Origin of the sequence: Streptomyces sp. NPDC018964, assembly GCF_044390325.1 — a bacterium.
Classification (GTDB): Bacteria; Actinomycetota; Actinomycetes; order Streptomycetales; family Streptomycetaceae; genus Streptomyces.
This window is the reverse complement of record NZ_JBIRYZ010000021.1, coordinates 19,088-33,328: the sequence shown is the minus strand read 5'-3', so window position 1 is coordinate 33,328 and position 14,241 is coordinate 19,088. Positions and strand designations below refer to the sequence as shown.

Genomic DNA, 14,241 nt, shown 5'->3' with positions numbered 1-14,241 from the left:
CCGCCTCAATCTACCCCCGCGGGGCGGGCGGCGGGCCCCCCCCCCCCCCCCACCCCCCGCCCCCCCCCCCCCCCGCCGCCGGCCCCCCCCCCCCCCGGGGCCCCCCCCCCCCCGCGGCCGTTCGTCATCCCGTCACACCGGGTCGCTGTGGGTTGTCGGCGGCGTCACGTAGGCTCGCAGACAACCGGGCATGAGTGTTCCGCGTCAAGGGAGGAGGCCGCGTGCTCATCGACACCTACGGCCGAGTGGCCACCGACCTGAGGGTCTCGCTGACCGATCGGTGCAATCTGCGCTGCACCTACTGCATGCCCGAGGAGGGTCTGCGGTGGCTGGCCAAGCCCGATCTGCTCACCGACGACGAGATCGTCCGCCTCGTCGGCATCGCCGTCACCTCCCTCGGCGTCGAGGAGGTCCGCTTCACCGGCGGTGAGCCGCTGCTCCGCCCCGGCCTGGTCGGCATCGTCGAGCGCGTCACCGCCCTGGAACCCCGTCCGCAGACGTCCCTCACCACCAACGGTATCGGGCTGAGGCGCGTCGCGCCCGCCCTGAAGGAGGCGGGCCTGGACCGGGTCAACGTCTCCCTCGACACCCTGCGCCCGGACGTCTTCAAGACCCTCACCCGCCGCGACCGCCACCAGGACGTCCTCGACGGCCTGTCCGCGGCCCGCGAGGCCGGACTGACCCCGGTGAAGGTCAACTCGGTCCTGATGCCCGGGCTCAACGACGACGAGGCCCCCGACCTCCTCGCCTGGGCCGTGGAGCACGACTACGAGCTGCGCTTCATCGAGCAGATGCCCCTGGACGCCCAGCACGGCTGGAAGCGCGAGGGCATGATCACCGCCGGGGACATCCTCACCTCCCTGCGCACGCGCTTCGAGCTGACCCCCGAGGGCGACGAGGCGCGCGGTTCCGCACCGGCCGAGCGCTGGCTGGTCGACGGCGGCCCGCACCGCGTCGGTGTCATCGCCTCCGTCACCCGCCCCTTCTGCCGCGCCTGCGACCGCACCCGCCTCACCGCCGACGGACAGATACGCACCTGCCTGTTCGCCACCGAGGAGACCGACCTGCGCGCGGCCCTGCGCTCCGGCGCCTCCGACGAGGAGATCGCCCGCCTCTGGAAGCTCGCCATGTGGGGCAAGAAGGCGGGCGCGGGCCTGGACGACCCGTCCTTCGTCCAGCCGGACCGCCCCATGTCCGCGATCGGGGGCTGAGAGGACGCCACCGGGGGGCCGAGAGGGCGCCACCAGGGGCTGGGAGGGCGCCGTCGGCGGCCGAGAGGCTAGGCGCCTTCCGGAGCCTCCCACTCCTCGAACCGGACGACGTCCTTCAGGAATCCGCGCACCCCGAGGAACTGCGACAGGTGCTCGCGGTGCTCCTCGCAGGCGAGCCAGGTCTTGCGGCGCTCCGGCGTGTGCAGCTTGGGGTTGTTCCAGGCGAGCACCCACACGGCGGCGGCGCGGCACCCCTTGGCGGAACAGATCGGCGTCTCGGGATCAGGGACCATCACACCGCAGACCCTAACCCGATCGGTGCGGTTCGAAATGCCGAACAAAAGGCGACGCCGAGCAGCCACGGGGGGAGCTGCCCGGCGTCGGTCCGTCGCTCCGACGGGGGATGCGGAGCGCGTACGAAGTATGTCACGGGTCACCCCGCCCCCGGCACCGGAACAACACGATTGCTCCGAGCTCTTCTCGAGCTTGGCGGGGAAGCGCCTCCCGCCCGGTGCGCTCTCCCCTCACGCCCCGATCTTCACGACTGCTCGGGCCGCTCCGTTCGTGCGCCCGGCGCGGCCTGTGACGCCATGTCTTCCGCATCGGATTCCGCGGAACCGTCATTCGTCCGCGGCGGCGCGATCATCGGCTTCATCGGTGCCGTCACGAAGGTCGACGGCAGCGACGGCGCGTTCTCGCGCCCGGCGTTGGCGATCACCACCGCGATGTACGGCAGGACCATCCCGAGCACCAGCGCCACGATCGCGACGTGCCGCTCCACGTTCCACAGCGTCGCCGCGAGGATGACCGAGATCGTACGGACGGTCATCGAGATCACGTACCGGCGCTGCCTCGCCCGCACGTCGTCATGGAGACCCGCCCGGGCGCCGGTGATCCGGAACACCTGGACGCTGCCGCCGCCATGCTGCTTCCGCATCACATTCCACCATCCGCCCGCATCGGACCTTCCGCGTACCTGACCGGCCGGCACCCCGTCCCGTGGCACCGGGTCCGGACATGTCCACGTTACGCCGTGCCCGACCGGGTCACGAGGGCGGGGCGCCCCACCCTGGTGCGTCCCGCCTGCGCCGTCGTGCGTACGGCATGCCCGACATGCGGCGTACCGCGTCTCGGCCGACACTGGCCGTAATGCTCGCGTCAAGCCGTACGAGGAGGCAGTCATGGGCTGGTTGTGGGCGATCATCGTGGGACTCGTGCTCGGTCTGATCGCCAAGGCGCTGATCCCCGGAAAACAGCACATACCGCTGTGGCTGGCCACCATCTGCGGCATGATCGGCGCCGTCGCGGGCAACGCCGTCGCGCGGGGCTTCGGGATCGAGGAGACACGGGGCATCGACTGGGGCCGGCACATCTTCCAGCTGGTCGCGGCGGTCGTCGTCGTCTTCTTCGTGGACATGCTGTACACCGCGATGAAGCGCAAGCGGGCCGAGCGGCACCACCAGCGGGCCTGACCCGGCACGGATGGCGACGACGGCGTACGACGAGGCGGTTTCCGGCGTACGACGAAGGGGCGGCCTCCGGCGCACGCCGGAAACCGCCCCGCACCAACCCGTCGGCTCAGCCGGCCGTGACCTCCACCGCCGCCAGGTTCTTCTTGCCGCGGCGCAGCACCAGCCAGCGCCCGTGCAGCAGGTCCTCCTGCGCGGGGACGGCGTCCTCGGCGGTGATCTTGACGTTGTTCACGTAGGCCCCGCCCTCCTTCACCGTGCGCCGCGCGGCGGACTTGCTCGGCACCAGACCGACCTCGGCGAACAGGTCGACCACCGGCCCGAGTTCGGCCACCTCGACGTGCGGCACCTCGGAGAGCGCCGCCGCCAGCGTGCGGTCGTCCAGCTCGGTCAGTTCGCCCTGCCCGAAGAGGGCCTTGGACGCGGCGATCACGGCGGCCGTCTGGTCGGCGCCGTGCACCAGCGTCGTCAGCTCCTCCGCCAGCGCGCGCTGCGCGGCCCGGGCCTGCGGACGCTCCTCCGTCTGCCGCTCCAGCTCCTCCAGCTCCTCGCGGGACCTGAAGGACAGGATCCGCATGTAGCCCGAGATGTCCCGGTCGTCCACGTTCAGCCAGAACTGGTAGAACGCGTACGGCGTCGTCATCTCCGGGTCGAGCCAGACGGCGCCGCCCTCGGTCTTGCCGAACTTGGTGCCGTCCGCCTTGGTCATCAGCGGCGTGGCGTAGGCGTGGACCGTGGCGCCCGGCTCCAGCCGGTGCAGCAGGTCCAGGCCGGCCGTGAGGTTGCCCCACTGGTCGCTGCCGCCCTGCTGCATCGTGCAGCCGTAGCGCCGGTAGAGCTGGAGGAAGTCCATCGCCTGGAGCAGCTGGTAGCTGAACTCCGTGTAGCTGATGCCCTCGGAGGACTCCAGGCGCCGGGCGACCGAGTCCTTCGTCAGCATCTTGTTGACGCGGAAGTGCTTGCCGATGTCCCGCAGGAACTCGATCGCGGAAAGGTTCTGCGTCCAGTCGAGGTTGTTGACCATCACGGCCGCGTTCTCGCCCTCGAAGGACAGGAACGGCTCGATCTGGCCGCGCAGCCGCTCGACCCAGCCCGCGACGGTCTCCGGCGAGTTCAGCGTGCGCTCCGCGGTCGGGCGCGGGTCGCCGATCTGGCCCGTGGCCCCGCCGACCAGCGCCAGCGGCCGGTGACCGGCCTGCTGGAGCCGGCGCACGGTGAGCACCTGCACCAGGTGCCCCACGTGCAGCGACGGAGCGGTCGGGTCGAAACCGCAATAGAACGTGACGGGACCGTCCGCGAGCGCCTTGCGCAAAGCGTCCTCGTCGGTGGACTGGGCGAACAGCCCGCGCCACTTCAGCTCGTCGACGATGTCCGTCACGGTTCTCGTGTCTCCTTGATGATCTTCGGCCGGTCGGACGACGGCCGACCGGGGAACGCCTACGAGGTTATACGCCCTGGCTGACAGAGCTCATATTGAAATCGGGGACGCGCAGCGGCGGCATCGCCGCCCTGGTGAACCAGTCGCCCCACTCCCTGGGCAGCGTCTTCTCCGTACGGCCCGCCTCGGCGGCCCGGCCCAGCAGGTCCACCGGCGACTCGTTGAACCGGAAGTTGTTCACCTCGCCGGTGACCTCGCCGTTCTCGACGAGGTACACGCCGTCCCGGGTCAGCCCCGTGAGCAGCAGCGTCGCCGGGTCCACCTCGCGGATGTACCACAGGCAGGTCAGCAGCAGCCCGCGCTCGGTGGCCGCGACCATGTCCTCCAGGGACCGGTCGCCGCCGCCGTCCAGGATCAGGTTGTCGATCCCGGGCGCCACCGGCAGCCCGGTCAGGCCCGCGCCGTGCCTGCTGGTCGTCAGCCGGTTCAGCTCGCCCTCGCGGATCCACTCCGTGGCCGCCAGCGGCAGCCCGTTGTCGAACACCGACTGGTCGCCGCCGGAGGAGTGCGCGATCACGAACGGCGCCGACTCAAGACCCGGCTCGTCCGGGTCGCTGCGCAGGGTCAGCGGCAGCCCGGCCAGCCGCTCGCCGACCCGGGTGCCGCCGCCCGGCTTGGAGAACACCGTGCGCCCCTCGGCCGCGTCCCGCCCCGACGCCGACCACAGCTGGTAGATCAGCAGGTCCGCCACCGCGGTCGGCGGCAGCAGCGTCTCGTACCGGCCCGCGGGCAGCTCGAGCCGCCGCTCGGCCCAGCCCAGCCGCGTCGCCAGCTCCGCGTCGAGCGCCGCCGGGTCGACGTCCTTGAAGTCCCGCGTGGAGCGCCCCGCCCACGCCGACCGCGTACGGTCCGGCGACTTGGCGTTCAGCTCCAGGGTGCCGTTCGGCTGGTCGTGCCGCAGCCGCAGCCCCGCCGACGTGCCGAGGTAGCTGGAGACCATCTCGTGGTTGGCGAAGCCGTACAGCTCCCGGCCACCGGCACGCGCGCGTGCGAACGCCTCGCCCAGCGCCGGCGCGAAGTCCGCGAACACGGCGGACGACGTCTCGGCCGGCGCCTCCGTGAACTCCGGCGACGGGGCCACCCCCGTGACCAGCGGCTGCGCGTCCTCGGCCGGACCCGCGCCCCGCGCGGCGGCCTCGGCGGCCCGCACCAGCGGCTCCAGCTCGTCCACGGTCACCGCGGACCGGGACACCACCCCGGAGGCCGTGCCCTGCGCCCCGTCCACCGTGGCGATCACTGTGAGCGTGCGCCCGCGCGTGACACCGTTCGTGGTGAGCGCGTTGCCCGCCCAGCGCAGATTGGCGGTGGACTCCTCGTCGGCGATCACGACACAGCCGTCGGCCCGGGACAGTTCGAGGGCGCGCTCGACGATCTCGTACGGCTTGCTGGTGCGCGCGCTCATCGCCCGGCCTCCTGCGTCGTGTTCAGAATGTTGACTCCCTTGAAGAGGGCGGACGGGCAGCCGTGCGAGACCGCCGCGACCTGCCCCGGCTGGGCCTTGCCGCAATTGAAGGCGCCGCCCAGGACGTACGTCTGCGGACCGCCGACCGCCGCCATGGAGCCCCAGAAGTCGGTGGTCGTGGCCTGGTAGGCGATGTCCCGCAGCTGTCCCGCGAGCCGCCCGTTCTCGATCCGGTAGAAGCGCTGGCCGGTGAACTGGAAGTTGTACCGCTGCATGTCGATCGACCACGACCGGTCCCCGACGACGTAGATGCCCCGGTCCACGCCCCCGATCAGGTCCTCCGTCGACATCCCCGCCGGATCGGGCCGCAGTGACACGTTGGCCATGCGCTGCACCGGCACGTGGCCGGGGGAGTCCGCGAACGCGCACCCGTTGGACCGCTCGAACCCGGTCAGCTTCGCGATCCGCCGGTCGAGCTGGTAGCCGACCAGCGTGCCGTCCTTCACCAGGTCCCAGGACTGCGCCTCGACGCCCTCGTCGTCGTAGCCGATGGTGGCGAGCCCGTGCTCGGCGGTGCGGTCACCGGTGACGTTCATCAGCTCGGAGCCGTACTTCAGCTTGCCCAGCTGATCGAAGGTGGCGAACGAGGTCCCGGCGTACGCCGCCTCGTAGCCGAGCGCGCGGTCCAGCTCGGTGGCGTGCCCGATGGACTCGTGGATCGTCAGCCACAGGTTGGAGGGGTCCACCACCAGGTCGTACAGCCCCGGCTCGACGCTCGGAGCCCGCATCTTCTCGGCGAGCAGCTCCGGGATCCGCGCCAGCTCGTCGTCCCAGTCCCAGCCGGTCCCCGTCAGGTACTCCCAGCCACGGCCGACGGGCGGCGCGACGGTCCGCATCGAGTCGAACTCACCGCTGGAGCCGTCGACGGACACGGCCGTGAACACCGGGTGCAGCCGCACCCGCTGCTGCGTGGTCACGGTCCCGGCGGTGTCGGCGTAGAACTTGTTCTCGTGCACGGTGAGCAGCGAGGCGTCGACGTGGTCCACCCCGTTCGCCGCCAGCAGCCGCGCGCTCCACTCGGCCAGCAGCCCGGCCTTCTCCTCGTCGGGCACGGCGAACGGATCGATCTCGTACGACGACACCCAGGTCTTCTCGGAGTGCACCGGCTCGTCGGCCAGCTCCACCCTCTCGTCCGACCCGGCCGCCCGGATGACCTGCGCGGACAGCTTCGCCATCGCCACCGCCTGCGAGGCGACCTTGGCGGCGGCGTCCAGGGTCAGGTCCACCCCGGAGGCGAACCCCCAGGTCCCGCCGTGCACCACGCGCACCGCGTAGCCGAGGTCGGTGGTGTCCGACGACCCCGCCGGTTTGGCGTCCCGCAGCCGCCAGGACGCGCTGCGCACCCGCTCCAGACGGAAGTCCGCGTGCTCCGCCCCGAGCGCCCGCGCGCGGGCGAGCGCGGCGTCGGCGAGGGCACGCAGGGGCAATGCCAGAAACGACTGATCGATGTCATGGGGCACGGTTGGGGAGATCCCTTCGGACGCTTGCCTGTCGTGACCGTCGGAGGCAGTGAACCATGTCCCGCTCCCCGGACCCCGCCGGAAAAGCCGAAGCGCGAGGACGGGAAACCACCGGCAGACGCCGGCGGGCGGGTACGGGGACAATGCCCGTACCCGCCCGCCGACGTCACGTACGACGCGAACTCAGCCGTTCAGGGAGACGCCCGCCGCGAACGCCGCCCAGGCGGTCGGCGTGACGGTGAGAGGCCGGATGCGCTTGTCCTTGGAGTCACGGATGTGGACGGTCTCGGACCGCACAGCCACTTCGACGCAGTTGTCGGCCTCGCTGCCGCTGTAACTGCTCTTGAACCAGTGCGGCTCGTCGATTGTGCTCATAGCGCTCCTCGCATCTGTTCCAGCAGCTTCACGGTAGCCCGACAGTCCAGAGCCTGGGAACGCAGCTTGCCATAGCGTTGGAGTAGGACGCTCACGTCTTTGGCCGCGGAGATCAGATTGCTGGACCGCTGGCCCTCGGTGTACCCGACCCACTGGTGAGCCGGCGTCTCGGCCAAGTACATATGGCCGTCGATGCCACAGTGGTCCTCCTGGACGCTGGGCATGATCTGGATCTCGACGTTGCGTCGGTTGCCCACGTCGAGAAGATTGTCGATGACATGCATGGTGACCTCTCGCCCACCCATGCGCCGGGTCAGGACGCTCTGTTCGATGACGAAACTGAACGCGGTGTTCTGCCTGGACGAGATGAGTTGTTGCCGATCCAGCCGAGCCGCGACCTCATGTTGGATCTGCTCCTCGGACGCAGGCGGCAACCGCCGGTCGAAGATGGCCCGGATGTACCCCTCCGGCTGCAACAGCCCCGGAACCGCCCGGCACTCGTACGCGTACAGGGAGATCGCCTCCTCCTCGATCCCCGCCCACTGCCGGAACCACGACGCCAGCCCCGCCCTCCGCGTCAGGCTCTTCGCCGCCGCCGTGAGGACCTTCAGCGCGAGCGGCCCCAGGACCTCCTCCGTCCGCGCGGGCAGGTCCGTCGGCGGGAACCGCTTCCCCTGCTCGATCTTGGCGACGTACGCGGCCGAGTACCGCACCCGCACCGCGAACTCCTCCTGAGTCAGGCCGGATTCCTCCCGCAGCGCCTTGAGGACCGCGCCGAAGGTCTTCAGACTGTCGGAGAGTTCCGCCTCCGTGCCGTTCGCGCCGCTGTTTCCGCCTTCGCCGTGGTTCGTCCTCATCGCCGCGTGCCTCCCGTGTCCGCATGTCCACGCCTTGCTCAACCCCGCCCGACCCGCGCGGGGTCACGGGGAGTTACCCACTCAGTCCAGAGTGTGCATCGATACAGTCACGCGTGTAGGGGTGTCGTCCCTGTTGAGGGCCTGGAGGGGGCCGGAACGCTGGCCGCATGCCAGCACCACGGGCCCAAGAGGCCGTAACCGTAAGTGTGTTCGCCCAGTGCTTCTCCGCCACCCGCCGCGGCGCACGCCTCGCCCGCAGACTCGCCACGCACCAGCTGGACCGGTGGCACCTGCCCTACGGCAGCCCGGCCTCCGACACCGTCACCCTCGTCGTGGCGGAACTCGCCTCCAACGCGGTCCTCCACGGTCACGTCCCGGGACGCGACTTCGAGCTGCGGCTCACGTACGACAGGTCCGCGGGGCTCGTCCGCGTAGAGGTGTCCGACACCCACCCGGAGCTCCCCGAGTCGACGGGCCGGCCCTCCGCGGACGCCGACAGCGGGCGCGGCCTGCTCCTGGTGGAGGCCGTCGCCGACCGCTGGGGCGTGACCGGACGGACGGGGCCGGGCAAGACCGTGTGGGCCGAGTGCGCGGTTCATGTGCGTACGGTCACCGGCCGGCACGACATGCCACACTACGAGGTGCCGGAGGACGTCGACCCTCCGGCGGCGCTCCTGGCCGAGCGCGGGGAAGACGACCGCAGGACGTTCGGGACCGCTCGCGCCGAAGGACTGTCGGCCCACGCGCCCGGTACGACGGACCGACCGGGGCCGTGATCTGTAGGAACCCGACAGGAGGCCACGAGAGCCACTGTCGGTGCCCCAATGTCCCGGGCGGTACCGGGACCGATAGATTTCCGGGGTAGCCGCCTGTCATCCAGGTGTCCGGGCGGTGCACCAGACCGCTATCGAAAGGGTGATCCGTTGAGCCGCTCGGTTCTCGTCACCGGAGGCAACCGGGGCATCGGCCTCGCCATCGCCCGCGCGTTCGCCGACGCCGGCGACAAGGTCGCCATCACGTACCGCTCGGGGGAGCCGCCGGCCGGCTTCCTCGCCGTCAAGTGCGACATCACCGACTCCGAGCAGGTGGAGCAGGCCTACAAGGAGATCGAGGAGGCGCACGGCCCCGTCGAGGTACTCGTGGCCAACGCCGGTGTCACCAAGGACCAGCTCCTCATGCGCATGTCCGAGGAGGACTTCACCTCGGTCGTCGACACCAACCTCACGGGCACCTTCCGGGTCGTCAAGCGCGCCAACCGCGGCATGCTGCGCGCCAAGAAGGGCCGCGTCGTGCTGATCTCCTCGGTGGTCGGACTCCTCGGCTCCGCGGGGCAGGCGAACTACGCCGCCTCCAAGGCCGGCCTGGTCGGCTTCGCGCGCTCCCTCGCCCGTGAGCTGGGCTCGCGCAACATCACCTTCAACGTCGTCGCGCCCGGTTTCGTCGACACCGACATGACCAAGGTGCTCACCGACGACCAGCGGGCGAACATCGTGTCGCAGGTGCCGCTCGGCCGGTACGCGCAGCCGGAGGAGATCGCCGCGGCGGTGCGGTTCCTCGCCTCGGACGACGCCTCGTACATCACTGGAGCCGTCATTCCCGTTGACGGCGGACTGGGAATGGGTCACTGATCACCATGAGCGGAATTCTCGAGGGCAAGCGTGTCCTGATCACCGGTGTGCTGATGGAGTCCTCCATCGCCTTCCACACCGCCAAGCTGGCCCAGGAACAGGGCGCCGAGATCATCCTGACCGCGTTCCCGCGGCCCACCCTGACCGAGCGCATCGCCAAGAAGCTCCCCAAGCCCACCAAGGTCATCGAGCTCGACGTCACCAACGACGAGCACCTGGGCCGGCTGGCCGACGTGGTCGGCGAGGAGCTCGGCGGCCTCGACGGTGTCGTGCACTCCATCGGCTTCGCGCCGCAGGACGCGCTCGGCGGCAACTTCCTGAACACGCCGTTCGAGTCGGTCGCCACCGCCATGCACGTCTCGGCGTACTCCCTGAAGTCGCTGACCATGGCCTGCCTGCCGCTGATGCAGAACGGCGGCTCGGTCGTCGGCCTCACCTTCGACGCGCAGTACGCCTGGCCGCAGTACGACTGGATGGGCCCCGCCAAGGCCGCCCTGGAGGCCACCAGCCGTTACATGGCCCGTGACCTGGGCAAGCAGAACATCCGCTGCAACCTGATCTCCGCGGGCCCGATCGGCTCCATGGCCGCCAAGTCCATCCCGGGCTTCGGCGAGCTGGCCTCGGTGTGGGACAGCCGCTCCCCGCTGGAGTGGGACCTGAAGGACCCCGAGCCGGCCGGCCGGGGCGTCGTCGCCCTGCTGAGCGACTGGTTCCCGAAGACCACGGGCGAGATCATCCACGTGGACGGCGGTCTGCACGCCATCGGCGCCTGACCGGACGCGCCTCGCAAGGGCCCGCATCCCGTATGGGGGTGCGGGCCCTCGCGCTGTGTCCCCTCAGTGCGCGTCAGCCGGCGGGGGCGGACCGAACAGCCCCGGACGGCACATGAACGGATAGGCGGCGGCCTCCTCGGCCGCCGTCGCCGCGTCCCCCGCGCGGATCGCGTCCACCAGCCGGCCGTGGTCCATGTGCGTCTCCGGGGTCATGCGCTCGCCCATGTCGCCGCGCAGCCAGTCCCGCAACACCTCGCTCAGATCCGCGTACATCGCGGTCATCACGTCGTTGTGCGAGGCGGCCACGACCGCCAGGTGGAACGTGGCGTCCGCCGCCACGAACGCCTCCGCCTCACCCGACTCCCAGGCCTCCTCCCGGCGCAGCAGCAGGGTGTCGATCTGCTTGAGGTCCTTCTCCGTGCGCCGCTCGGCGGCCAGCCGCGCCGCCGCCGACTCCAGGGTCGAACGCAGCTCGGCGATGTGCCGGGGGTCGGCGTCGGCGAAGCGGCGGTGCATCACGCCCGCCAGCTCGCTCGTGGCCACCACGTACGTGCCCGAGCCCTGGCGGATGTCCAGCAGCCCGTTGTGCGCCAGCGCGCGGACGGCCTCACGGACCGTGTTGCGGGCCACCCCCAGCTGCTCCACCAGCTCCGGCTCGGTGGGGATGCGCGCGCCGACCGGCCACTCGCCCGAGGTGATCTGGGCCCGCAGGGCGGCGATGACCTGCTCGGACAGGGCCGAACGACGGGGGTGGCTCAGCGGCATGACACACCTTCGCACGACAGGGGCGCCACACGGCGACCTCGGCATGGACAACCAATCATCCCATGATTCTATGATGGGCGTCATGGCTAGCGAGGAAACCCGGACACCCACGTCCACGACCGTACGCACACCGGCCGCGTCCGAGGCCCGGACCGTCCACGGGGCCGGTGCCGCGCACGCCTGGCGGACGCGACTGCTCGTCGTCGGCATCGTGCTGGCCGCGCTCAACCTCCGCCCCGCCATCACCAGCCTGGGCGCGCTGCTGGAGGAGGTCCGCGACGGGCTCGGCATGAGCGGGAGCGTGGCCGGACTGCTCACCTCCGTGCCCCCGCTGTGCTTCGCCGTCTTCGGCGTCACCGCGCCGCGGCTGGCCCGCCGGTTCGGCGCGGGCGCGGTGGTCTGCGCCGGCATGGTCGCCATCGGCACCGGCCTGCTGATCCGCCCGTACGTGGGCGGCACGGCGGCGTTCCTGGCCACCAGCGCGCTGGCGCTGATGGGCATCGCCGTCAGCAACGTCCTGATGCCGGTCATCGTCAAGCGCTGGTTCCCCGACCGGGTCGGCTCCATGACCGGCCTGTACTCCATGGCCCTCGCCCTGGGCACCGCCACGGCGGCGGCCGTCACCGTGCCGCTGACCGACGCGCTGGGCGGGAACTGGCGCTCGGGCCTCGCCCTGTGGGCGGCCCTGGCGGCAGCCGCCGTACTGCCGTGGATCCCCTTCGTACGGGCACGGGAACCGGAGCACGACGGGGCGCGTGCCGGACAGGACGCGCCCGCCGAGGCACCGGTGCGGCTGCGCGTCACCCGCAGCCGCACCGCCTGGGCGCTGGCCGTCTTCTTCGGGCTCCAGGCCACCGCCGCCTACATCACCATGGGCTGGATGGCGCAGATCTTCCGGGACGCGGGCGTCCCCGCGGGCACGGCCGGACTGCTCCTCGCGGTCACCATGGTGATGGGCGTACCGCTGGCCTTCGTCATCCCGCGCCTCGCCACCCGGCTGCCCCACCAGGGCCCGATCGTGCTCGCGCTGGGTGTCAGCGGCCTCGGCGGCTACGCGGGCCTGTACCTCGCGCCGGCCGCCGGCGCCTGGGCCTGGGCGGTGCTGCTGGGCATAGCGAACTGCGCCTTCCCGCTGGCGCTCACCATGGTCGGGATGCGCGCCAGGACCGGCGCGGGCGTGGCCCAGCTGTCGGCCTTCGCGCAGAGCACCGGCTATCTGATCTCCATCCCCGGCCCGCTCCTGGTGGGCGTCCTCTACCAGCACAGCGGCGGCTGGGGCCTGCCGATCGCCCTGATGGCCGGCCTGATGATCCCCCAGATGATCGTAGGCGTCCTGGCAGGCCGCCCCCGCACGGTGGAGGACGAGGCGACAGCCCCATAGGGGCGCGGGGAACTGCGCGAACGGGGGTCCGGGGGCGGAGCCCCCGGGGACGATGGGGGTACCTCCCGCTCGAGCGAAGCCGAGAGTGGGGGAGGGAAGGGGCGGCGGGGGCGAAACAAACAATCCCCCACGACCAGAAGCCACCCCGACGAACCACCCGACGAAGCCATGACACCGAAGACGACGGCCACCAGGCCACCCACCCGGCCGTCAGGCCTCACGCACCCGGCCGCCAAGCCACCTGCCCGGCCGCCAAGCCACCTGCCCGGCCGCCAAGCCACCTGCCCGGCCGCCAGGCCACCCCCGCCGCACGCCCCCGAAGCCCGCCGCAGGCGACGGGGTGCGAGACTTGCCGTATGCCAGTCCTCGACCCGAACCCGCAGAACGGCCAGAAGAAGATGCTGCTCGTCTTCGGCGCGTTCTTCGCCATCTTCATCGTCATCGGCGTGATCGCCACCGTCCTCGCACCGTGACGGCCCATGGTGGTGCTAGCACCCCCATCCCCTAGGGGGCCAGGCTCAGGGTCAAGTGGGTGGATCACCGGATGGGTTGAGCCCCGAACGATCCGTACCTTCGAGATGTGGCCGCGAGAAGCGGGCCACGGACCACACGAAGAGCGGAGGCCCCCATGTCGGCGCGCACGCACACCCGGCCCCACCCGGCCCCCCAGGGCGGCGTCGGCACCCGGCTGCCGTGGTGGGCCCTGGCCCTGCCCACCCTCGCCTTCGTCGCCCTGCTCACCCTGATACTCGACCCCTCCGACGCCCACGCGGCCGCCGGTGAGCCCGTGCTCACCCACCTCGTCGAGCGCGCGCAGCAGCTCATAGCCCGCTGAGCACCCCCGGAAGCGCCGGTCAACTCCCTGCGCCCCATGGCCTGTTTCATGCGAAGCTGGGTTCCATGAGCGTCGCAGAACCCCGCAGGATTGTCCTTTTCCGGCATGCGAAAGCCGACTGGCCCCCGGTCGCCGACCACGAGCGCCCGCTCGCCGAGCGGGGCCGCACGGATGCCGCCGTCGCCGGACGCAAGCTCGCCGACACCGGTATCGCCTTCGACCTGGCCCTGTGCTCCACCTCGGTCCGGACCCGGGAGACCTGGAAGCTCGCGGTCCACGAGTTCCCGCAGCGGCCGAAAACCGTCTACGAGGAGCGGGTCTACGAGGCTTCCCCCGGTGAGCTGATCGCCCTGCTCAACGAGACCCCCGACGACGCGCAGAACGTCCTCCTGATCGGCCACAACCCGGGCGTCCAGGCACTCGCCGACATCCTGGCCGGCGCGGCGGAGGGCGACGCCCGCGAGCGCATGAGCCGGCGCGGCTACCCGGCGGCCGCCTTCGCCGTCCTGTCCTTCACCGGCTCCTGGAAGTCCCTCGAGCCCGGTGTCGGCACGCTGGTCGACTACTGGGCGCCCACCGAGTGACAC

Annotated in this window: 16 protein-coding genes and 1 pseudogene; 9 read left to right on the top strand and 8 right to left on the bottom strand. The window is 71.3% G+C overall.

Features of this window, described 5'->3' with window-relative positions; translation table 11 throughout:
- Positions 1-221 precede the first annotated feature (221 nt).
- Positions 222-1,211, top strand: coding sequence for a GTP 3',8-cyclase MoaA (gene moaA, locus ACH5AO_RS27915; protein ID WP_398929332.1), 990 nt, complete (start codon positions 222-224; stop codon positions 1,209-1,211).
- A 68-nt stretch (positions 1,212-1,279) separates the two neighbouring features.
- Here the strand turns inward: moaA and ACH5AO_RS27910 are convergent, their stop codons facing one another.
- On the bottom strand, positions 1,280-1,504 hold the full coding sequence (locus ACH5AO_RS27910; RefSeq protein WP_217136832.1) for a hypothetical protein: 225 nt from the start codon (positions 1,502-1,504) through the stop codon (positions 1,280-1,282).
- 245 nt (positions 1,505-1,749) lie between these two features.
- Positions 1,750-2,148 carry a DUF3099 domain-containing protein gene (locus ACH5AO_RS27905; RefSeq protein WP_398929495.1) on the bottom strand — a complete coding sequence of 133 codons (399 nt, stop codon included), beginning with the start codon at positions 2,146-2,148 and terminating at the stop codon, positions 1,750-1,752.
- A gap of 244 nt (positions 2,149-2,392) precedes the next feature.
- Between ACH5AO_RS27905 and ACH5AO_RS27900 the strand changes: the two genes are divergently transcribed.
- Positions 2,393-2,683: a GlsB/YeaQ/YmgE family stress response membrane protein gene (locus tag ACH5AO_RS27900; RefSeq protein ID WP_398929330.1), complete on the top strand. Its 291-nt coding sequence runs from the start codon at positions 2,393-2,395 to the stop codon at positions 2,681-2,683.
- A gap of 106 nt (positions 2,684-2,789) precedes the next feature.
- Here the strand turns inward: ACH5AO_RS27900 and tyrS are convergent, their stop codons facing one another.
- The 5 genes from tyrS to ACH5AO_RS27875 form a co-directional block, all read right to left on the bottom strand.
- Positions 2,790-4,058: a tyrosine--tRNA ligase gene (tyrS, locus tag ACH5AO_RS27895; protein ID WP_398929328.1), complete on the bottom strand. Its 1,269-nt coding sequence runs from the start codon at positions 4,056-4,058 to the stop codon at positions 2,790-2,792.
- Positions 4,059-4,125: 67 nt separating this feature from the next.
- Positions 4,126-5,520, bottom strand: a complete 1,395-nt coding sequence (locus ACH5AO_RS27890; RefSeq protein ID WP_398929326.1) for a metallopeptidase TldD-related protein — start codon at positions 5,518-5,520, stop codon at positions 4,126-4,128.
- Positions 5,517-7,040: a TldD/PmbA family protein gene (locus ACH5AO_RS27885; protein WP_398929324.1), complete on the bottom strand. Its 1,524-nt coding sequence runs from the start codon at positions 7,038-7,040 to the stop codon at positions 5,517-5,519. Before ACH5AO_RS27885 ends, ACH5AO_RS27890 begins: the two co-directional genes overlap by 4 nt.
- A gap of 183 nt (positions 7,041-7,223) precedes the next feature.
- Positions 7,224-7,415 carry a DUF397 domain-containing protein gene (locus ACH5AO_RS27880; protein WP_398929322.1) on the bottom strand — a complete coding sequence of 64 codons (192 nt, stop codon included), beginning with the start codon at positions 7,413-7,415 and terminating at the stop codon, positions 7,224-7,226.
- A complete protein-coding gene (locus ACH5AO_RS27875) occupies positions 7,412-8,272 on the bottom strand; it encodes a helix-turn-helix domain-containing protein (RefSeq protein ID WP_398929320.1) in 861 nt (286 codons plus the stop codon). Before ACH5AO_RS27875 ends, ACH5AO_RS27880 begins: the two co-directional genes overlap by 4 nt.
- A gap of 167 nt (positions 8,273-8,439) precedes the next feature.
- On the opposite strand from ACH5AO_RS27875, the pseudogene ACH5AO_RS27870 reads away from it, so the two are divergent.
- The 3 genes and pseudogenes from ACH5AO_RS27870 to fabI form a co-directional block, all read left to right on the top strand.
- A pseudogene (locus ACH5AO_RS27870) lies at positions 8,440-8,871 on the top strand (ATP-binding protein); the annotation flags it as partial.
- Positions 8,872-9,195: 324 nt separating this feature from the next.
- Entirely contained in the window at positions 9,196-9,900 is a 705-nt protein-coding gene (gene fabG, locus ACH5AO_RS27865) for a 3-oxoacyl-[acyl-carrier-protein] reductase (RefSeq protein ID WP_398929318.1), read from the top strand.
- A gap of 5 nt (positions 9,901-9,905) precedes the next feature.
- Complete coding sequence (fabI, locus tag ACH5AO_RS27860) at positions 9,906-10,673, top strand: enoyl-ACP reductase FabI (protein ID WP_398929316.1); 768 nt, start codon at positions 9,906-9,908, stop codon at positions 10,671-10,673.
- Between the two features lie 63 nt (positions 10,674-10,736).
- Here the strand turns inward: fabI and ACH5AO_RS27855 are convergent, their stop codons facing one another.
- On the bottom strand, positions 10,737-11,438 hold the full coding sequence (locus ACH5AO_RS27855; RefSeq protein ID WP_398929314.1) for a FadR/GntR family transcriptional regulator: 702 nt from the start codon (positions 11,436-11,438) through the stop codon (positions 10,737-10,739).
- Between the two features lie 70 nt (positions 11,439-11,508).
- On the opposite strand from ACH5AO_RS27855, the gene ACH5AO_RS27850 reads away from it, so the two are divergent.
- The 4 genes from ACH5AO_RS27850 to ACH5AO_RS27835 all read left to right on the top strand — a co-directional run bounded on the left by ACH5AO_RS27850 (position 11,509) and on the right by ACH5AO_RS27835 (position 14,238).
- Positions 11,509-12,819, top strand: a complete 1,311-nt coding sequence (locus ACH5AO_RS27850) for a CynX/NimT family MFS transporter (RefSeq protein ID WP_398929312.1) — start codon at positions 11,509-11,511, stop codon at positions 12,817-12,819.
- 356 nt (positions 12,820-13,175) lie between these two features.
- A complete protein-coding gene (locus ACH5AO_RS27845; RefSeq protein WP_006132620.1) occupies positions 13,176-13,292 on the top strand; it encodes an SGM_5486 family transporter-associated protein in 117 nt (38 codons plus the stop codon).
- A gap of 155 nt (positions 13,293-13,447) precedes the next feature.
- Positions 13,448-13,654, top strand: a complete 207-nt coding sequence (locus ACH5AO_RS27840) for a hypothetical protein (protein ID WP_398929310.1) — start codon at positions 13,448-13,450, stop codon at positions 13,652-13,654.
- A 65-nt stretch (positions 13,655-13,719) separates the two neighbouring features.
- Entirely contained in the window at positions 13,720-14,238 is a 519-nt protein-coding gene (locus ACH5AO_RS27835) for a SixA phosphatase family protein (RefSeq protein ID WP_398929308.1), read from the top strand.
- Positions 14,239-14,241 lie beyond the last annotated feature (3 nt).